The organism is Neobacillus cucumis, assembly GCF_023715505.1.
Genome location: NZ_JAMBOH010000010.1, coordinates 18,991 through 40,224, shown reverse-complemented (window position 1 = coordinate 40,224; position 21,234 = coordinate 18,991). Strand labels below are relative to the sequence as shown.

Annotated in this window: 18 protein-coding genes; 1 reads left to right on the top strand and 17 read right to left on the bottom strand. The window is 41.9% G+C overall.

Annotated elements, in window-relative coordinates; all coding sequences use genetic code 11:
* Window positions 1-7 precede the first annotated feature (7 nt).
* Window positions 8-493 (bottom strand): VanZ family protein, encoded by a 486-nt coding sequence (locus tag M3226_RS15745; protein WP_251566689.1) that lies wholly within the window; start codon window positions 491-493, stop codon window positions 8-10.
* Between the two features lie 90 nt (window positions 494-583).
* Between M3226_RS15745 and M3226_RS15740 the strand changes: the two genes are divergently transcribed.
* A complete protein-coding gene (locus M3226_RS15740; protein WP_251566688.1) occupies window positions 584-1,036 on the top strand; it encodes an OsmC family protein in 453 nt (150 codons plus the stop codon).
* A gap of 27 nt (window positions 1,037-1,063) precedes the next feature.
* On the opposite strand, the gene fosM is transcribed toward M3226_RS15740, so the two are convergent.
* The 16 genes from fosM to M3226_RS15660 all read right to left on the bottom strand — a co-directional run bounded on the left by fosM (window position 1,064) and on the right by M3226_RS15660 (window position 21,211).
* Window positions 1,064-1,483, bottom strand: a complete 420-nt coding sequence (fosM, locus tag M3226_RS15735) for a FosM family fosfomycin resistance protein (protein ID WP_251566687.1) — start codon at window positions 1,481-1,483, stop codon at window positions 1,064-1,066.
* A gap of 271 nt (window positions 1,484-1,754) precedes the next feature.
* Entirely contained in the window at window positions 1,755-2,186 is a 432-nt protein-coding gene (locus M3226_RS15730; RefSeq protein WP_251566686.1) for a YueI family protein, read from the bottom strand.
* Window positions 2,187-2,497: 311 nt separating this feature from the next.
* Entirely contained in the window at window positions 2,498-3,781 is a 1,284-nt protein-coding gene (gene aceA / locus M3226_RS15725) for an isocitrate lyase (RefSeq protein WP_251566685.1), read from the bottom strand.
* 50 nt (window positions 3,782-3,831) lie between these two features.
* Complete coding sequence (gene aceB, locus M3226_RS15720) at window positions 3,832-5,424, bottom strand: malate synthase A (RefSeq protein ID WP_251566684.1); 1,593 nt, start codon at window positions 5,422-5,424, stop codon at window positions 3,832-3,834.
* Window positions 5,425-5,663: 239 nt separating this feature from the next.
* Window positions 5,664-6,281 carry an NAD(P)-binding protein gene (locus M3226_RS15715; protein WP_251566682.1) on the bottom strand — a complete coding sequence of 206 codons (618 nt, stop codon included), beginning with the start codon at window positions 6,279-6,281 and terminating at the stop codon, window positions 5,664-5,666.
* On the bottom strand, window positions 6,278-7,732 hold the full coding sequence (gene cobA / locus M3226_RS15710; protein ID WP_251566680.1) for a uroporphyrinogen-III C-methyltransferase: 1,455 nt from the start codon (window positions 7,730-7,732) through the stop codon (window positions 6,278-6,280). The genes M3226_RS15715 and cobA overlap by 4 nt, the downstream gene beginning before the upstream one ends.
* A 24-nt stretch (window positions 7,733-7,756) precedes the next feature.
* A complete protein-coding gene (nirD, locus tag M3226_RS15705) occupies window positions 7,757-8,077 on the bottom strand; it encodes a nitrite reductase small subunit NirD (protein ID WP_251566678.1) in 321 nt (106 codons plus the stop codon).
* Window positions 8,074-10,497 (bottom strand): nitrite reductase large subunit NirB, encoded by a 2,424-nt coding sequence (nirB, locus tag M3226_RS15700; RefSeq protein WP_251566676.1) that lies wholly within the window; start codon window positions 10,495-10,497, stop codon window positions 8,074-8,076. The genes nirD and nirB overlap by 4 nt, the downstream gene beginning before the upstream one ends.
* 238 nt (window positions 10,498-10,735) lie before the next feature.
* Window positions 10,736-11,722: a hypothetical protein gene (locus M3226_RS15695; protein WP_251566674.1), complete on the bottom strand. Its 987-nt coding sequence runs from the start codon at window positions 11,720-11,722 to the stop codon at window positions 10,736-10,738.
* A 94-nt stretch (window positions 11,723-11,816) separates the two neighbouring features.
* Complete coding sequence (locus tag M3226_RS15690; RefSeq protein WP_251566673.1) at window positions 11,817-12,044, bottom strand: hypothetical protein; 228 nt, start codon at window positions 12,042-12,044, stop codon at window positions 11,817-11,819.
* 320 nt (window positions 12,045-12,364) lie between these two features.
* The gene (gene pruA / locus M3226_RS15685) at window positions 12,365-13,912 is read right to left on the bottom strand and encodes an L-glutamate gamma-semialdehyde dehydrogenase (protein WP_251566671.1); all 1,548 of its coding nucleotides are present in this window, start codon (window positions 13,910-13,912) and stop codon (window positions 12,365-12,367) included.
* A 300-nt stretch (window positions 13,913-14,212) separates the two neighbouring features.
* The gene (locus M3226_RS15680; protein ID WP_251566669.1) at window positions 14,213-15,373 is read right to left on the bottom strand and encodes a CamS family sex pheromone protein; all 1,161 of its coding nucleotides are present in this window, start codon (window positions 15,371-15,373) and stop codon (window positions 14,213-14,215) included.
* Window positions 15,374-15,386: 13 nt separating this feature from the next.
* A complete protein-coding gene (gene ligA, locus M3226_RS15675) occupies window positions 15,387-17,393 on the bottom strand; it encodes an NAD-dependent DNA ligase LigA (protein WP_251566667.1) in 2,007 nt (668 codons plus the stop codon).
* A 47-nt stretch (window positions 17,394-17,440) separates the two neighbouring features.
* Entirely contained in the window at window positions 17,441-19,726 is a 2,286-nt protein-coding gene (gene pcrA, locus M3226_RS15670) for a DNA helicase PcrA (protein ID WP_251566665.1), read from the bottom strand.
* Between the two features lie 71 nt (window positions 19,727-19,797).
* The gene (locus M3226_RS15665; RefSeq protein WP_251566663.1) at window positions 19,798-20,481 is read right to left on the bottom strand and encodes a heptaprenylglyceryl phosphate synthase; all 684 of its coding nucleotides are present in this window, start codon (window positions 20,479-20,481) and stop codon (window positions 19,798-19,800) included.
* A 418-nt stretch (window positions 20,482-20,899) separates the two neighbouring features.
* On the bottom strand, window positions 20,900-21,211 hold the full coding sequence (locus M3226_RS15660) for a YerC/YecD family TrpR-related protein (RefSeq protein WP_251566661.1): 312 nt from the start codon (window positions 21,209-21,211) through the stop codon (window positions 20,900-20,902).
* Window positions 21,212-21,234: the final 23 nt, after the last annotated feature.

The window sequence follows — 21,234 nt, the reverse complement described above, 5'->3', positions numbered from 1 at the left end:
AGAATCATTAGGTGTTTTTGTTTTGTATACTTTTCACTGTTGTGACTTGAAGGATTTTGAACGGGATATAACCTAATATCCCACCAAGGGTATTTAAAATAAGGTCATCGACATCAAAGCTGCCGAATTCAAATACTAGTTGAATGATTTCAAACGTTAAACTCAAGATAAAGGTGGCAATGGTAACCGTGCTAAGTTTTTGAAACCCCTTTGAGAGCAATGGTAAAATAAATCCGAATGGGGCAAATCCGATGATGTTTCCTACTAAATTTTCAATTCGGATATTTAAATTAATATCGGCTAAATACATGTAGAAATAAATGGTTTTGAAAGGAACGAAGTTATTGTCACGCCAGTGGTAACCATCGTATGTAAAGTTAAAATGTTCAATAATTTGCGATAACGGAATATATTTAAAAAGGATTAATTTTGAAAGAATAGCAATATAAACACAAAGGATAAGTGTCAGGATTAGTTTGAAAATCAGCTTCATTATCACTGCTCCATTTTTAAAGTGTCAAACTCTACCATACCATAGTTTTAAGCTAAATTGGTGAAAAAATAAATAATTGGAGGAATTTGCATGGCAGAACATCACTTTCACTTAAGAGCGAACTGGCCGGGCCTGCGTAATGATATTGGCGAGATTGAGGCTGGAAATTTAAAAACAAAGATATCCATTCCGCCCGAAATGGACGGGCCCGGTGTCGGTACAAATCCGGATGAAATGCTTCTTGGAGCAGCGGCAACCTGTTACATTATTACGCTTGCTGCGATGCTGGAGCGTTCTGGTCTGGAAAAGGAATCATTAACGATGGATTCAGAGGCTATTGTTGATGTGACTAGCGGCGTTTTTACCTATAAAAAAATTATTCATCGCCCACGTGTAGTTTTGAAAAGCAATGCGACCGAAAAAGAGGTGGCAATGGCTGAGAGGCTTGCTCGAAAAGCGGAAACTTCTTGTATGATTAGTCGCGCGATTCAAGGGAATGTGGAGATGGAGCTTGAGGCATTGGTTGAAGTTGCAATTGGATAGGTGCTCCTGAGCCGAGCACCCTTTTTTCTAGTAAAATTCCATATGTCCTTTTTCCTGTTGGTAGTAATCCAATCTATCTTGAAGCGTACCAGTATGAAATTCAAATTTATGCCCATCTGGGTCGGTGAAATAAATAGATTTCTTATCCCTTTCATCCCGCTGCCGGCCAGGCAAAATATTCACGTTTAGATTCTCAAGTTTATTGCACATTTTTGAGAAATCCGCCTCATCTATTGAAAATGCAATATGGGTATAAGATAGGTTGATCTCATTACGGGGAATGCCCTTTTCAACGTTAAGGGCAAGCCATTGACCATTTAAATCAAAGTAAGCTGTGTTCTTTCCTTTAACTAATAGTTTGGCCTCAAGTACATTTTGATAAAATTCAATTGCTTTATCTAAATCAGACACCGAGAAAAGTAAGTGATTTATTCCTTTGATTGTCATACATTCACCTTTTTAAATTTTATTTTATTGCCTATCTTTGAAAAATGGCTGTGTTAAACTTGAGTGTTGATTTCCGCTCCAGGCGCTTCGCTTTCCGCGGGCGGTCGGAGCCTCCTCGGCGCTATGCCCTGTGGGGTCTCCCCAGCCCCGTACTCCCGCAGGAGTCTGCGCGCCTTCCGCTCCAATCAACATGCTAAAAATCAACAATAACCCTTTAACGCAGCCTAAAAAATAAAAGTGTGTGATCCATGTTTGAACCACACACTTGGTTTCACCGCTTGAACAATTTAGCAAATAGGCTTTTTTTCTCTGGAAGCTTTTCAGGTATCTGGACTTTTTGGCTAATAAATATATGTTCCTTGTCAATTGCAATGTTCATGGCTAATACTAAACCGATGTCTGTATTATGCTCTTTGTTGGTCACAATCTTATGTTCCATTTTATTTTTGGCTGCTAATTTTACATATTTGGATAACTCTTCATAGGCCATGTTTCCATTTAATAAAAGCTGCGCCTCAGGGTATTCCTTCATGAATCTTTCTACTTGAGGGTATATTTTTGCTTCCGCTACCTGGCTTTTGGTTAGAGCGACTATGATTCGTTCACGTAAGGTTCCTAGGTATTTCCGCCGCTCTTCTGGTTTTGTTTCTAAAGGCCCATAGATCCCTTGCTGCAGGACATCCTCAACAGTTTTCCTTTCCAAGCATATCAACTCCATCTAAAAGGCTATTATTATGTATGATAATACCTTAAAAAACGTGCTGTTCCAAAATTGGTTATGTAATCCGGTTTCCGAATTTAAGCAATGCTTGCTTATAAGACAGTAAATTTGATTTATCCGCCAGTTAATTTTGCCCTCGCCAGTAACTTCAGGATATCCGCCAGTTATCTCCGACATCCGCTAGTTATCTCCATCCATCCGCCAGTTATCTCCACCCATACACCAGTAACATCCTTAGACCTTAACAAAAAGGGTCCTCCCCTCCAAACGGAGGTCAGGACCCACTCACTACTTTATTGATTATTACTAAACTGCTCTACCTCTGTTGACCCCTTCAAGGCCGTAGTCGACGACGTTCCACCTGTAATAACCATCGATACCTGGTCAAAGTAACCCGTACCAACCTCACGCTGATGGCGTGTCGCCGTGTAGCCGTATTGCTCGCTGCTAAATTCAGCTTCCTGCAACTCCGAATAAGCAGCCATACCGCGCTCCTTATAGCCGCGGGCAAGTTCAAACATACTATGATTCAAAGCATGGAAGCCGGCAAGCGTAACGAACTGGAACTTGTAGCCCATTTCGCCAAGCTCCTCTTGGAACTTCGCAATTGTTTCTTGATCCAGTTTCTTCTTCCAGTTAAAAGATGGTGAACAGTTATAGGCTAATAGTTTACCAGGGAACTTCTCATGAATCGCTTCCGCAAACCTCCTAGCTTCCTCAATATTCGGCTCAGAAGTTTCACACCAAATTAAGTCGGCATATGGAGCATAAGCTAAACCGCGGGCAATCGCCTGATCAATTCCTGCACTAGTACGGAAGAAGCCTTCCGGTGTCCGTTCACCTGTAATAAACGGAGCATCATTCATATCGATATCACTCGTAATCAAATCCGCCGCATTCGCATCCGTCCGGGCAACTAGTACAGTTGGAACCCCCATCACGTCTGCAGCCAAACGAGCCGCAATCAAGTTGCGAACTGCCGTTTGTGTTGGCAGCAGCACTTTTCCGCCCAAATGTCCGCATTTTTTTTCAGAAGACAACTGGTCTTCAAAGTGAACACCTGAAGCACCTGCTTCAATCATCCCTTTCATCAATTCGAAACAGTTTAACTGTCCGCCAAAACCAGCTTCAGCATCGGCCACAATCGGTGCAAACCAGTCAATGGAATGATCGCCTTCCGAATGATGAATTTGGTCTGCCCGCTGCAGGGCTTGATTAATCCTCTTTACCACACTTGGTACACTGTTTGCTGGATACAGGCTTTGGTCCGGATACATATGTCCTGATAGATTTGCATCGGCCGCCACCTGCCAGCCGCTTAAGTAAATAGCTTTTAATCCTGCCTTTACTTGCTGGACAGCCTGATTTCCTGTCAATGCTCCAAGGGCATTAACATAATCTTCTTCATTTAATAGCTTCCAAAGCTTTTCAGCACCCCTGTGGGCCAAAGTATGTTCAATATCAATTGAACCTCGGAGTTTGATCACATCTTCTGCCGTGTACGGTCTAGTAATTCCTTTCCAACGACTATCCATTTCCCAGCTTTCTTGTAATTTCGCAGCTCTTGAATCTGTCATTTAAAATTCCTCCTATTAATCTATTTAGATATTTTTATAAAAAGAATCCCTTATAACTGCTGATACCCTGGCAGTGTTAAGAAGTCGATAAATTCATCATTCAAGATCAAGCGGTCAAATAGTTGAACAGCTTCGGTGAATCTGCCCTTTTCAAAGTTTTCAGCACCGACTTCGAGCTTAATCTTCTCCAACTCTTCTTGCTTTAATTGCTCATACATTTCGGCAGTCACTTTTCTGCCGTCGTCTAAGATACCTTTTGGATGGCGGATCCATTGCCACAGCTGTGCACGTGAGATTTCAGCAGTGGCTGCATCCTCCATCAAATTATGGATTGGGACGGCACCTCTGCCATTTAACCAAGATGCCACATATTGAATGCCAACATTGATATTTGTACGGACTCCTGCTTCCGTAATTGTCCCGTTTGGTACTTCTAGTAAATCCTGTGCTGTAATGGTTACCTTCTGCTGTTTAGCAGTGTGGATTTGGTTCGGCGTTGGCATTTCACGGTTGAATACTTCCATCGCCACCGGCACTAGTCCTGGATGTGCAACCCATGTTCCATCATGACCATCACGGGCCTCACGTTCCTTATCGGCACGAACACTAGCAAAAGCTTTCTCATTGGCCTGCGGATTATTTTTTATCGGTATTTGCGCGGCCATCCCACCCATTGCGGGTGCCTTGCGGCGATGACAAGTTTTAATTGTTAATAGTGAATAGGAACGCATAAACGGTGAAGTCATCGTTACCTGAGAGCGGTCCGGTAAAATAACTTCCTTTTGGTGGCGAAGCTTTTTAATATAGCTGAAAATATAATCCCAACGGCCGCAGTTCAATCCTGCGGAGTGTTCCTTTAACTCATAAAGTATTTCATCCATTTCAAACGCAGCTAAGATCGTTTCTATCAATACCGTTGCTTTGATGGTTCCTTGAGGAATCCCCAGCTTCTCCTGTGTATACACAAACACATCGTTCCAAAGCCGTGCTTCTAAGTGACTCTCAAGCTTTGGCAGATAAAAGTAGGGGCCTGAACCGTTTGCTAGCAATGTTTTTACATTATGGAAAAAGTAAATTCCAAAATCGAAAAAGCTTCCAGAGATGGGCTTGCCATCTAAGAGCACATGTTTTTCTTCGAGATGCAGTCCACGTGGCCTAACGATGAGCACCGCTGTTGCTTCTTTAAGCTCATATGTTTTTCCATTTGGATTTTCAAACGAAATTGTCCGGTTTATCGCATCTCTTAAGTTAATCTGTCCTTCAATAATACTTTCCCATGTCGGTGATGTGGCATCCTCAAAATCAGCCATAAACAATTTTGCACCTGAGTTTAACGCGTTGATGACCATTTTGCGGTCAGTCGGCCCGGTTATTTCTACCCGGCGATCTTGGAGATCCTTTGGCAGTGGCGCCACTGTCCAATCACTGTTCCGAATATGCTTGGTTTCCGGAAGAAAATCAGGAAGCTTGCCTTTATTCATTTCCTCTTGGCGTTTATCCCTGTACTGCAACAGTTCGATTCTGCGTTGACCAAATTTACGCTCTAACTCTTCGATTAAGTTTAATGCCCCGGGTGTCAAAATCTCATCATACTGGGCTTTTAAAGCCCCAACTACTTCAATACCTGTAGTTTGCGTCGACATGTACTCGTTCACCTCTTTGTTATAATACAGTGCTTACCTTCGTTTTGTATTATATAACAGTATTTTGGAAAAGTGAACCATTTTTTCTGAAAATTTTTTAAAATAGGTAATTATCCCCTGCACTTGTAGGGGTAACTTTTATAGAGCGGAGCAAAACCTTGTTATTTATACGTTTATTCACTAGGTATATTTTCCTGCCCACGACAAAAAACAGTGCCTTTAAAAAAAGGCACCCGCTTTTACTTTAATTCCTCATATAAACGCTGGAAATCCTCCGCGCGATCTTGACTGTTTAAAAAGTCCTCGCTAACCATTGCTGTTAGTAATTTTCTTTTTAAAGCTGGATCCTTCACTTCCTTCAGAATCCATTGCCGCGCGGTAAGAAGAAATTCAAGGTATTCTTCATATCGTTCATCAAATAGCTGTTCTAACTCCGCGCGTAATTTCTTGGCAAGTGTTGGACTTGCCCCTCCTGTCGATATCGCTATACTTAACCGGCCCCGCTGCACATGTGCTGGCAGGTGAAAATCGGAAATGTCCGGGTCATCCGCAACCGTCACGAGCTGATGCTCACCTGCCGAGGATTTTACGGATTGATTGATGTCCTTATCGTCAGTTGCTGCAAAGATAAGCGCCGCACCCCGAAGGTCTTCCGCTGAAAAGAACTTTTTTTTCCATAAAATTTTTCCATCGAGAAAAAAAGTTTGGATCTCGTCGGTTGCTTCCGGGCTGATCACAACCACATGAGCACCCGTGCCAAGCAGGCCGCGGACCTTTCGCTCGGCCACCTTACCGCCGCCAATCACTACTACTTTTTTTCCATCAAGTTGTAACATAATCGGATAGTTTGTCCTCATTCCTGTACTCCCTGTAATGGATGCTCTACCAAATAATTTACTAACGCTTCCTTCGAAGGGCGGTTTGGCACCTCGGGAGAACCAAGTCCAGCATTTATCGCAGCGGCTTGTGTTAATTCTCCCATAGCGATTACCTGCTTACCATTCAACAGCGGCCCTGCATTTATATCACATTCTGCAAGTGCCGTTATGAACGGTTTAACGGAGGCACTGCTTGGGAAAATCATCGTATTGATCTGTGCTTCCTTAAGCATTCGTTGAAAAATCGGCAGGAATTGGCGATCCAACTCCTTGTTGCTTGTTGCCATAACCTCTGCTTTATGAAAGTTTTTCTGTAACAATTGATCATCACCGACAATCAGCATTTTTTCTGAGTCGACAATTTCCGAAACCAGTTTCCCGTTCAATCCTCGCTCACGTAATGCCTTTAGCGTTTTGCTAGACATCGCAAAAAGTTCCGCACGTATACTGCGAACATCGATTTCCTGTTCAATAACAGCTGTAAAAAATTCCACCGCATTTTCTGGTGATGTAAATAATATTTTTTCAAAGCTAGTAACCCCTCGGAGATCAAGCGGTATCTTTGTTACTTTCCACTTTGGAAACTCAATTACATCTGCCCCTTGTACAAGTAATTCCTTTGCTAATTCACTTGGGCTGGTACTCGTCCGAGCAAGCAGAATTTGCCGGCCATACAAAGGCTTTTTCTCGAACCAACTGATTTTTGCACGAAGGGAAATAACTTCACCGACCAAAATAATTGATGGATTGCTAAACTTTGCCTCTAATACTTTCTTGGAAATATCAGCTAATGTTCCTTGCATGGTTTTTTGCCGGCCAAAGGTACCCCAGTGAATCAATATCACAGGTGTAGACGAAGGCTTCCCATGCTTGATGAGATTTCCGCAAATAAACGGTAAATTCCCAACCCCCATGTAAAAAGCAATCGTGTCCACACCTCTGGCAAGTCCTTCCCAATCAAGGAGCGGCTTTCCGTCCTGAGATTTGTCATGGGCTGTAACAACCGCGAAGGATTCCGCATGCTCCCGATGGGTAACAGGAATTCCTGCGTAAAGGGGGGCTGCAATCCCCGATGAAATGCCAGGAACGATTTCAAAAGGAATTTGGTATTCAGCCAGGGCTGCAGCTTCCTCACCTACTCTGCCAAATACGCCAGGATCGCCGCCTTTTAACCGCACCACGTTTTTTCCTGCTAATGCCTTTTTCACTAGTAAATCATTAATGCTCTCTTGGCGCAAGGTATGACGGTCAGGCAGCTTCCCACAATAGATGAGTTCACAATCATGGCTGGCATATTCTAATAGCTTGGGATTGGCAAGCCGGTCATAAAGTATGACCTCGGCTTGCTTTATCGCCTCTAATCCTTTCACTGTGATTAAGCCCACATCTCCTGGTCCTGCTCCTACTAAAAATACTTTTCCTGTTTTCATTCCGCTGCAGCCTTCCTTCCCCTTTTATAAAACAATAAAGATGATATCTTCCTTAACTTCTACTTTAAAGGTTCGGACCTGACCTTCATCAGGAGCCTGAACCTTACCATCTACCAATGAGATTTTCCAATCATAGACCGGACAATACACATAATCGCCGCTGATCAGACCTTCAGACAAGACCCCGCCCTTTGGATGGGGGCTGCGGTTTTCTAATGCATAAACCTCACCTTTTGTTGTTTTAAATAGAGCTACTTCTGTCGCGTCAACCTTGATAGAGTATCCAGCTCTTGCTTTTACATTTTTATAGTGTGCTACGGGAATACGAGTGATAGTTTCGATCATTTGGATTCACTCCCGACTGAAATGTTATGTCTAGTATAATATTTATTCTTGATTTCTTCATTTTGAATTGCTTCATTCCATGGCTCAATATATTTTTTTAAGGTTTGATCCATTCTTTCGTTTAGGGCTTTACGGGTTTCTTCGTCTGCTAATACTTCCTTGACATGATCCAGTCCCATCCGCTCTACCCATTTAGAGGTCCGCTCCATGTAGCTAGCTGTTTCGCGGTAATACTGGAGGTATGCACCTGTCATTTCCATTACATCTTCTTCCGTTTTCACAGTACATAGCAGATCTCCGGCGCGAAGGTCTACACCGCCGTTGCCAGCCACATAAATTTCCCATCCACCATCGATACCAACAAAGCCAATATCCTTGATTCCTGCTTCTGAACAGTTTCTTGGACATGCAGATACGCCCATTTTAACCTTATGCGGTGTATCTAGCCTTTCAAATTTCTTTTCCAGCTGGATGCCAAGTGCCATTGAATCTTGTGTACCATAGCGGCAGAACTGGGCGCCAACGCAAGTCTTAACCGTTCTTAATGTTTTTCCATAAGCATAACCAGATGGCATATCAAGCTCATCCCACATTGCCGGAAGGTCTTCTTTTTTCACACCGAACAAACCGATTCGTTGTCCCCCTGTTAATTTTACTAAAGGAACGTTATACTTTTCAGCAACTTCAGCTATTTTTTTCAAATCTGCTGCGGTTGTAACACCGCCATACATTCTTGGAACAACAGAATATGTTCCATCCTTCTGAATATTAGCATGCATCTTCTCATTCACAAGGCGGGAATCACGGTCATCCTTATATTCATCCATATGAATCATGCCAAGATAGTAGTTGATCGCCGGACGGCATTTGGTACAACCTTCCGTATTATTCCAATCAAGTACGTTCATGACTTCTTTTACACTTGTTAGGCCTTTTTCCTTGATTTCAGCTACCAATTCCTCACGGCTTACTGTAGTACATCCACAAATGCTAGTTTTCTGAGCTGCGGCCGCATCAAACTGATCACCTAATGTATGGGCAAGAATTTGGCTGACCATTGGTTTGCAGCGTCCGCAAGAACGGCCTGCGTTTGTACAATGGCTGACTTGGTCAAGTGTTGTTAGACCTTGTGTTTGGATTGCTTCGACAATCGCGCCCTTTGTGACACCGTTACAGCCGCAGACTAGTTCATCATTAGGCATGGAAGCAATATCATCACTGCCAGCTTCACCCGTACATTCTGTATGGAAAATAGAAACACCGCTGATATCTTCTTTTTTGGTCAGCATTCTATATAATCTAGTACTATCTTTTGTATCACCATAAAGAACAATTCCTACTATTGTGTTGTTTCTAGTTAGTACTCGTTTATAGAGTCCCTCGTACTCATTGTAAACCATAATAGATTTAGTAGTGCCATCTTCAAAAATTTCGCCTGCAGAGAATAGGTCCACGCCAGCAACTTTTAGCTGTGTACCAGTTACAGAACCTTCATATGGGTTCGTTTTGTTTTCGCAAATATGACTGGCAAGGATTTTTCCTTGCTCATATAATGGGGCAACTAGGCCATAAACAATTTCTCTGTGTTCCGCACATTCGCCGACTGCGTATACATGAGGGACACTTGTTTCCATATAGTCATTCACAACTATTCCGCGGTTCACATAGATGCCGCTGTCTTTTGCAACTTGTGTGTTAGACTTAATTCCAATCGCCATAACAACAAGATCGGCTTCGACCTCAGAACCATCTTTAAAACGAAGTCCTGTTACGCGCTCATCGCCTAAAATTTCAACGGTTTGTTTCTCCATTAAGAAGTTCATGCCTTGTGATTCTAGCTCTGTTTTAAGTAAAGAAGAGGCGATTGGGTCAAGCTGGCGTTCCATCAGATGCGGCATAAGGTGGACAACATCGACTTTCATGCCAAGGTTTAGCAGCCCTCTTGCTGCTTCAAGACCAAGCAGACCGCCGCCAATGACAACCGCCTTTTGGTATTGGTCTGCTGATTTGATCATCATTTCACAATCTTTGATATCACGAAAACCCGTTACACCGATTTTGTCTGCACCGGGAATAGGCAAAATAAATGAGTTAGATCCTGTTGCGATAATGAGTTCATCATACTCTACTTCTCGGCCTTGATTACTGATGACGCGCTTACTTTCTACATCGATGTTTACAACAGCTTCCCCTGTGTGCAACTGTATATTATTTTCTTTATACCATTCAAGCGGGTTAATAATAATATCATCAAAGTTTGTATCACCTTGTAGGATGTTTGATAGTTTAATACGATTGTAGTTTGGATATGGTTCTTCCCCAAAGATAGTAATCTCAAATTGCTCGGTCTTCAGTTTAAGAATTTCCTCAATGGTCCTTACTCCAGCCATTCCGTTACCAATCATTACTAGTTTCTTCATATGTGGTTGGCTCCTTTATCGTTAATAATTGTGTTAAATTTTTAATTAATGGTTTTCTCTATAGATAGATTGTAAAGGGAACACCCCTAAAAATTTGTGACGTTCATCACATCTCACACGTTAAATGTGAACATTTCTAGTAAATGTAAATGCCCAATTGCGAGAGACCACCATATCTACCATACCCACCGTAATAAAACGGCCAAAACAAAAAAGGGTGACAGGCACCCTTTTTACGTTATGCAGGTTGTTTATTTTTTCTTAGTGCGAGATGGGGGTTGATGATGGCATTGAGGACGGGTACTAATATGCCGATTAGGACTACAGGGACTAGCTCCCATAATTCCAACGGTGGTGTGATAAGGATTCCAGACTTGTGAATAGCATAAAGGCTGAGAAAATAGGCTAAACTGCCGATGAATCCAGCGAACCAATTGGTTCGTCTAAACAATAGAAAGGCAAGTGGAATTAGGATGATTGTTATCGGTACGTACGAGGTAGGATATTCTACTGCTGCAAAGATAGCTTTTCCAATGAATCTTAAACTAATGTATAGTAGGGTTCCCATAATTGGAACAGTAAAATCATGTAATATACGAATCGTCACAACCGTTAATAGCCCTACCATTAAGACAGAATAAATCGGATACACATATACTGGGATTCCGCCGAAGATTTGTGAGGCGGGATCAGAGATTAACTCAAGAATTTCCTTCGAAGCAATCGATTTTCCATGAATGTATTGGTCATAAGAGATGGCTCCATTTTCCTGCTGCATATTCGGAAATAACAAGCATTCCAGCAAGAACATCATAAACCACGTATGCATCGACTTCCATGTCGGTACTGTATGCCATGTATACAAATTAAACCCACGCCATACTCCAAATATCATGATGTCTGTGGCAATATAGTAAATAAAATGAGTTGGACTCCATGTCGTTAAATCAATCCCATAGGCAATATGGTAGGTAAAATCAAGGGGAATACCGATAAGAAACAGCCCATATCCGATTGTAATGAGATTCCTTGAAAAACCGTCCATGTAAGTAGAGCGTCTCCACTCCTTAAATAACAGGATGCCCCCTAAGGCAAAACCCATGGTATTAACAATATGGGGAATAGAGTATTCCTCAAATAAATATTTAAAATGATAAGATGCATCCCAAGCCGACCCAATAAATTTTAATAAGAAAGCAAGGACCCATAAACGGTAATATTTCAATATTTCATCCCCTCTCAATCTTTTATCTGTGTTTTGTTCCATTAATCAGGCACGTAGTGAAGTTTGCTTTCAGATACAACTTCGGTTCATTCAATTATCCCAACAGGTCAAAAGGGTCTCCAATTATGGCTATTAAGATATAATTTATCGCTAATGCCATTCCAAAAAGTATACCAGCTATCTTTACCTTTTTTTGCGTAAACAGCTTATACATAAAGACAATACCAGAGATGACGACAAAAGCATTACAGGTTAAAAAGGTCCAAAGCAATCTCTCACTATGCGGTACTGCGGTAACATGAAACAAATATAATGGGATCAAAGGTCCAAAACCTCCAAGAAGACGATATACTAACTAGGTCTTTTTTGTGATGATATTTTTATACTATACTCTTTATTAATGACGTATTTCTTTTTAAAAATGTTTCCTTTTCATCTTGCTTTCTTAATATTATCATAGCGGGTATAAATTTTTACATAAAATTCTTCAGTTGGTTTTTTTAGGCGGATTGCTATTAGTTATAGATAACACTTTAAAAATATCCTATACATATTGTTATCTCTATCCATTTATTTATAACATTTCAATGAAAAAACCCCTCCTCGCTTAAGAGAAGGGGTTTTTTCATTCTATTATTTGAACTAATACATTTCTGAAGTTGTTTTTGCCTGCATATGAAGAAGCAAGTAGTCAGGTCCGCCCGCTTTCGAGTCAGTTCCAGACATATTGAAGCCGCCGAATGGCTGGTACCCAACAATGGCACCTGTACATGAACGGTTGAAATAAAGGTTACCAACATGAAAGTCTTCACGAGCCTGTTCTAAGTGGGCACGGTTATTAGTAATAACAGCCCCAGTTAATCCATATTCCGTATTGTTGGCAATATCAATGGCTTCGGTGAAATCCTTTGCTTTAGTAAACCCAACCACAGGGCCAAAGATTTCTTCCTGCATAATTCGGGATGTAGGGGAAAGTTCTGCAAAAACAGTTGGCTTGATGAAATATCCTTTTGAATTATCACCTTCGCCGCCAGTCAGCAACTTACCTTCTTGTTTCCCAATTTCAATATAATCAAGTATTTTTTTATATGCATTGTTGTCGATAACAGGCCCCATGAAATTGCCTTGCTCAGCAGGATTTCCTACTGTTAATTGATTGGTTAACTCGACAACTCGATTTAATACTTGTTCATAGACATCCTCAACGACTACCGCGCGAGAACAAGCAGAACATTTTTGGCCAGAGAAGCCGAATGCCCCAGCAACGATGGATTGGGCTGCGAGCTCAAGGTCCGCCTCTTTATCGACTACAATAGTATCTTTTCCGCCCATTTCTGCAATTAAGCGTTTCATCCAAATTTGACCGGGGCTTAATTTAGAAGAACGTTCGAATATCCGAAGCCCCACATCACGAGAGCCTGTGAAGCTGATGAATCGAGTATCTTTATGGTCCACTAAATAGTCGCCGACTTCAGCACCGCTGCCTGGAACGAAGTTTAAAACTCCTTTTGGCAGGCCTGCTTCCTCCATTACTTCAACAAATTTGGCTGCGATAATCGGAGTGGTAGATGCTGGCTTTAATAAAACGGTATTGCCTGAGACAATGGCTGCAACCGTTGTGCCTGCCATAATGGCAAATGGAAAGTTCCATGGTGAAATAATAATGCCGACACCAAGTGGAATATAATCATAGCGATTAAATTCATTCGCTCGGCTTTGTACAGGAACCCCATCTTTTAAAGACAGCATTTGCCGTCCATAATACTCAAGGAAGTCGATCCCTTCAGCCGTATCTGCATCGGCCTCTTTCCATGGCTTTCCTGCTTCTTTTGTCATTAAAGCTGAAAACTCATGCTTGCGGCGGCGAATAATTGATGCTGCCTTAAAGAGGACATCTGCGCGCACTTCAGGTTTTGTTTTTTTCCAAGTTTTAAATGCTTCTACCGCCGCTTGTATAGCTTTTTCCGCAAGCTCTTGGTTAGCCTTTGAAACCTGGCCAATTACTTCTTCTTTATTTGCTGGATTATAGGAAATGATTTTCTCTTCTGTTGTGATTTTCTCTCCGCCAATGACCAGAGGATAATCTTGCCCCAAATAACCTTCTACTGTTTTTAATGCTTGTAGATAGTCCTGACGGTTATCTTCCACTGAAAAATCAGTAAACGGTTCATGCTTGTATGGCTGTATCATTTCTACCCCTCCTATGTAATAAAACGGTTACATACAGGTTAATTCTAACATGATTAAGAATGATTAGGAACTACAATGAATGTAGATTTAGATGTACTTATCTTTTTAAAAATTGGTTCTTTTAAATGGGGCTGTTGATCTCCGCTCCAGGCGCTCAGCAAACCCGCGGACTTGCCGGGGAGCCTCCTCGGCCCCGTACTCCCGCAGGAACGCCTTCCGCTCCAATCAACAGAGTATAAAAGACAACAATTTGTTTATCAGCGCCTAAAATTTGAAAAAGACCCAGCAAAAAGCTAGGTCTTATTGATAGATATAGACAAATGGTTCCGTTGCGTCAGCCTTTTTGACAATGAGTGCCTCAGGACCATCCACGGACGTTACACTAACCGAAACAGAAAGATATTTAGGGAAATGCTCCATCACAAGCCCCGTCACATATTGGGTAAAACCAATCCCCTCTGTCTTTCCATAAAATTGAATTGGAATGGTGATATTCAAGTCCTGGAGTTGGTCACCTACATAAAAGGCTTTACCAATTACCCCATTATAATTAGGGAAGTATTCCTCTACATCTTGCTTAAAGTTTAGGAAAGCTATCGTATCATCACGATGGTCGTTTTCAGCGTCGGTGGAAGGAAACAAATAGTATTTTTCATTAACCTTTTCCCAGCTATTTAGCTCGGAACTGCCTTGATCCACAGTTGAATACGCAAAGAAATTGCCTGGTACCACGGATGTCTTGCTTTGCTGCTCAAATAAAGCAATTGTGATTGGGATATCACCTAAATTCTTCATGGACCGAATACGTTTTACTACTTCTGCGGCCATTTTCTTGCCTTCCTGTTCCATTTCTGCAAACGGAATTTTTTTCTCTAAGGTATCCCCGTCTGATTGTAATTTATAATAGTAAGTCGAATTTAATGCCAGACCAATCGTGATTCCTGCCAGAGAAACATTACCCTTATCGTCTTTTGTCAGATAATCATGTTCCAAAACATGGGCAAGATAAACCGGGCTTGAAGGCGTACTTCCAGCCGGACTTGTATTGACTGGATTTAAACCAATATTGTCCGCTGCTTTTATTTTATTATCCTTAAGCTGTGCAGCGGTATACTGACGGCTTAACCACTGTTTTATGACCGCAGCCTTAATTTGCTGGCCCTCTTGAAAATAATACTTATCCGTGTCAAAACTGTTCTGGGCGATTCTCATTAAACCCATTTCAAATTCATTTAAGTCATATCTGGTATTGATATTGTTAACGACCAATCCGCGAGCTTCCCCTGGTTCAAATGGAAGGATCGTCCGGTAATAATTATTCGAGATATTATATTTTGGAATAATCGCTTTCCCAGTTGTCTTCTCCTTTGTTTGAACTGTTTCATTTTGCTTTTGGAAGTTAGGTGCACAAGCACTAAGCAAAAAGACCATGGAGAGAGCGAGCAATGAGATTTTTCTCACGTCGATCCACCTCTTATTTATTTAATTCTACTAAAAGCCTCTCCTCGTCCCACACTTCGATACCCAGTTCCTGTGCTTTCGTTAACTTAGAACCAGCATCTTCACCGGCGATTACGAGATTTGTTTTTTTACTAACACTTCCGGCAACATTACCGCCAAGTGCTTCAATTTTTTCCTTTGCTTCATTACGGGATAACTGTTCCATTTTTCCTGTTAGGACAACCGTTTTCCCAGCAAACACACTATCAGATTCCTCTACAGAAATAGGTCTTGCCCCTTTATATTCCATATTAACGCCAGCCGCCATTAACTCGTTTATAAGCTCCATCGCTTCTTCTTGTTCAAAAAATGACACAATCGAGTCTGCCATCTTATCCCCGATTTCATTGATACGGATTAACTCCATTTTGTCAGCCTGGGCTAATTTTTCCATGGTCATAAATTGTTGGGCGAGTGTTTTTGCAGCCTTAGCTCCAACATGGCGGATACCTAATCCAAATAACAGCTTTTCAAGGGAATTAGCTTTCGAAGCTTCAATCGCTTTAAGCAAATTGGTGACAGACTTTTCACCCATTCTTTCCAAGGCTAACAGCTGTTCACGTGTTAGTTTATAAATATCCGCCACATCACCAATTAATTTTTCAGCAAAAAGCTGACTGATCACCTTTTCTCCAAGACCCTCAATGTTCATGGCATCACGAGAAACAAAATGAATCAAGCCCTCTCGAATCTGCGCAGGACATTTTGGGTTAATACACCTGAGGGCCACTTCCCCTTCTAGTCGCACAAGTTCACTTTCACATTCTGGACAATGTGTTGGCATGTGGAAATCCACTTCTTCACCTGTTCGTTGGTCAGCCAAAACGTTGACAACTTCTGGAATGATATCACCGGCTTTTTTCACAACTACTTTATCACCGATTTTAATATCTTTTTCACGGATTAAATCCTCATTATGCAAGGAAGCCCTCTGTACGGTTGTTCCTGCTACCTTAACAGGCTCGAGAATGGCTGTCGGCGTAATGACACCGGTTCTCCCTACACTTAACTCAATCTCTAAAAGAGTCGTTACCACTTCTTCAGCCGGAAACTTAAAAGCAATGGCCCAGCGTGGACTTTTTGCCGTGGTACCAAGCTCCGCCTGCTGCTCAAGCGAATCTACTTTAATAACTATTCCATCAATTTCATATGGAAGGTGCGGCCGCTTATCAACCCAGCTGTTAACGAATTCAATAACCTCTTCGATTGTTGCACATTTCCTGCGCTCTTTATTGGTTTTAAAGCCAAGATGATCTAAATAATCAAGTCCTTCACTATGGGTTACCACCCCGGTTTGACCGGTATCGCCGATCGCATATAAAAACACATCGAGCTTTCTTGAGGCGGCTATTCTCGGGTCTAGCTGCCGGAGGGATCCAGCTGCCGCATTTCTCGGGTTGGCAAACAGCTCCTCTCCGCGTTCTTCCCGCAGATGATTCAATGCTTCAAACGAACGCTTTGGCATGTAGGCCTCACCGCGCACCTCGAGCGAAACATTTTCCCGCAGACGAAGCGGGATGGCTTTTATCGTCTTTAGATTTGCCGTTATATCTTCCCCAATGGTACCGTCGCCGCGGGTTGCCCCTTGAACAAATAAACCATTTTCATAACGCAATGAAACAGCAAGTCCATCAATTTTCAATTCAGCCACATAAGAAATATTGCCGCCTACAGCTTGACGGACTCTGCGGTCAAAATCCCTTAAGTCTTCCTCGTTGAAGGCATTGCCCAAACTTAACATCGGTGCACGATGCTCGACCTTTTCAAATAACTCAAGGACCGGACCGCCGACACGGACCGACGGAGAATCAGGAGTTTTTAGCTCTGGGTACTTTTCCTCCAGCTCTAACAGCTCCTGCATGAGCTTGTCGTATTCGGCATCAGGTACCGAAGGATTGTCCAACACATAGTACTCATAACCATATAGATTTAAGAGGCCTCTTATTTCCTCAATTTTTTTCGCAGCGGTTTGAAGATCCATATATTCAGCCCTTTCACAAAGGTAATCTCTCATTGTCCAAGCAAGCCTTACGCCTTAGTAATTGGCGCAAATTTAGCTAATAGACGCTTAATCCCCACAGGGCTTGGAAAAGCAATATCCAGCTCTATTCCCTCACCCTGTCCTTTTACACTAACAACTGTCCCAGTCCCCCACTTACCGTGTTCAGCTTTATCGCCAACCTTCCAGCCAATATCCTCTCCGCCAGATGCTGAGGAAACAGGACGCATGACAGGTTTTCTTGGTGCAGTTGGTGTGGTAAACGTACTCCTTGGCGAACCAAATGAAGTACCTGAGGAGCCAAATGAGGTTCCTGAAGATCCAAATGATCTTCCGCCGGAGCTAAAAGAACTGCCCGTCCGTTGTTCCGGTACCACGCCGTCAATTAAATCCTCGGGAATTTCCGAGATAAATCTAGAGGCAGGGTTCATACTTGTTCTACCATACAGAGTTCTCATTTGGGCATTGGTTAAAAATAGGGTCTGCTCTGCCCTTGTTATACCTACATAAGCAAGTCGGCGTTCTTCCTCCATTTCGGCTTCTTCCATTAAGGAACGGCTATGCGGGAATACGCCTTCTTCCATTCCAATCAAGAAGACAACTGGGAATTCTAGTCCTTTTGCGGAGTGCAACGTCATGAGGGTAATGGAGTCAACCTTTTCCCCATCCTCATCAAGTGAATCAATATCAGCAACGAGCGCCAAATCTGTTAAGAAGGCGACTAGAGTTTTATCATCACTTGAGTCCTCAAAATTTTTCGTTACAGATAATAATTCCTCAAGGTTTTCGAGCCGGCTTTGAGCCTCAATTGACTTTTCTGCCTTCAGCATTTCCCTGTATCCTGATTTATCCAGAACTTCTTCAACTAATTCTGTTACGGATAGGAATTCCTGCATATTCGTATAGTTACGAATTAAATCACGAAACTGAGCGGCTGCCTTCGTAATTTTTGGGCTCAACCCAAGCAATTCGACTGATTCTAAAGCCTGATATAAAGAAATATCATGCATTGCAGCAAAGTCGGCAATTTTATCTACTGAGCTTGAACCAATCCCGCGTTTCGGAACATTAATCACACGCCGTAAGCTGATGTCATCGTCTGGATTAGAGATTAAACGTAAATAGGCAAGCATATCTTTGATTTCTTTTCTGTCATAGAACTTGATTCCACCAACAATAGAATAATCAATATTTGATTTTAAAAGTACTTCCTCCATTACACGGGACTGTGCGTTAGTCCGATAAAGAATCGCTATGTCGGATAGTTGATAGTTTTTATCGCGCGTTATTTCTTTAATTTTTCCAGCTACGAACTGTGCCTCGCCTTGCTCACTATCAGCACGGTAATAGACAAGCTTGTTACCTTCCGGATTTTCCGTCCAAAGATTTTTCTTTTTACGGTTTAGGTTATTTTCAATTACTTTATTGGCCGCAAGAAGAATCCGTTTAGTTGAACGGTAGTTCTGCTCGAGAAGAATAACCGTTGCGTTCGGATAGTCTTTTTCAAAGGATAAGATATTGGCAATATCGGCGCCGCGCCATCTATAGATGGACTGATCGGAATCACCGACAACACAAAGATTACGGAACCGGCTGGCAAGCATTTTTACCAGCATATACTGCGCCCGGTTTGTATCCTGATATTCATCGACGTGAATATATTGAAACTTGCGCTGATAATATTCAAGGACTTCCGGCACCCGCTGGAATAATTGAATCGTCATCATAATTAAATCATCAAAATCGAGCGCTTGGTTTTTTCTAAGCTGCTTTTGATAGTCTTTATAAACTTCACTTACCGTTTGTTCAAAATAACCACCGGCAGTTTTCTCATATTCCTCCGGACCAATGAGTTCGTTTTTGGCTGAACTAATGGATCCTAAGATTGCACGCGGATCATTTTTTTTCGGATCGAGATTTTTATTTTTGAGGATCCCTTTAATCACTGATTGTTGGTCAGTTGTATCTAGGATAGTAAAGTTCCGGTTAAAGCCCATCCGATCGATATCGCGCCGTAAAATCCTGACACACATCGAGTGGAAAGTGGATATCCATATTTCCTCAGCAGCTCCGCCCATCATTTTAGCAATACGTTCCTTCATTTCCCTTGCTGCTTTATTCGTGAAAGTGATTGCTAGAATATTATAAGGGTTTACACGTTTTTCCACTATTAAATACGCAATTCGATGCGTTAATACTCTTGTTTTCCCACTTCCGGCACCTGCCATTAGAAGAAGTGGACCATCCGTTGCCTTAACAGCACTTTGCTGCTCTGGGTTCAATCCATTTAGGAGCTTATCTGTCAAAAATTGCACTTTTTCCACCACCATTACAAACATTTGTTCTTATTTTTATTTTAGCGTTTTTATCATTGTGAAGCAAATTTCTATCGAACTGCCTTTACAGTTTCAAGGGCTTTTTGAAAATCCTCATAAATCACGTTTCCGACTACAATCACATCGGCATGCTTGGCCATTTCCGCCGCTTGTTCGAAGCTTTTGATGCCGCCCCCGTAGAAAAGCGTTGTTTTCTCTAACACCTTTTTTGCTTCAGCTACTACTGTCGGCTCACCATATTTACCGCTATATTCTAAATAGAAAATAGGGAGTTGAAACATTTTTTCAGCCATCATCGCATATGCCTTAACATCCTCGGCTGCTAAATCGGCATCCGCTTTAGTCAGCTTTGCCGCCTTACAATCCTCGTTTACGATACAGTAGCCTTCCATAAAGACTTCGTTCCAATCCATGACTTCTCCAAATTCCTTAACGGCTTGATGATGCAGACCTGTAATCCATTTAGGATCCCGGCTATTTAAAATAGTAGGGATAAAATAAAGGTCAAATCCTGGTGTTACGCTCTCTATACTAGACACTTCAAGGACGCATGGAACGGTATAACGGCGGATTCTAGCCATTAAATCGAGGACATTCTCAAGTGTCACTCCGTCTGTCCCGCCCACAATCACTGCATCTGTCCCTGATTCGCAAATTTTTTCTAATTGGCCATCTGTTATTTCTTTATTAGGATCGAGTTTAAAGACATGCTTCCACTCGCGAATATCATACATTGAAGCATTCCTCCATTCATCTTTCCATTACATCATTATAGCATTAGCGGTTTGTAATAAAAAAAGAAAACCATAAATCTATATATAGAAATCATATCCAATCAAAAGCGGAAGCGCCTTGAACAGGGGCGCAAGTCTACAGACGAGCGGCGAGAAGGCTGTTCTTTAGCCTTCTTGACGGATTGAACTAAATGTGGAGGTGACTGTTCTGGGACTCTAGGCTAAGACGCACCCTGCAAGAAGAAACTTTTTTCCATCTTCAAGGGGTGGCTTAGACTTGCGTCCCAAGCACCGCAACTGGATTGGCTTATGACTCCGAGCCCCTAGGCGCCATAGATGGCCGCATCTAAAAGTATAACAAAGAACTAAATATAACGATGCAAAAAGAAAAACCGAAGATTTTTGTCTCCGGTTTGTTTTATTCTTTTTCAGCATTACTTTCTTCCTTAATGCGTTTAAGTACCATTTCATAGGTATCATTCCCAAAGTTCAAGCAGCGTTTTACCCTTGAAATCGTTGCTGTGCTTGCCCCTGTTTCCGTTTCAATTTTATGATAAGTATTTCCTTCGCGCAGCATTCTGGCTACATCTAAACGCTGTGCTAACGATTGAATTTCGTTAATCGTGCATAAATCATCAAAAAAGCGATAGCATTCTTCGAGGTCTTGTAAGGAAAGTACCGCTTGAAATAATTGATCAAGCTCTTTTCCACGTAATTTATTGATTTGCATATCCTTTACTCCTTTAATTGGTA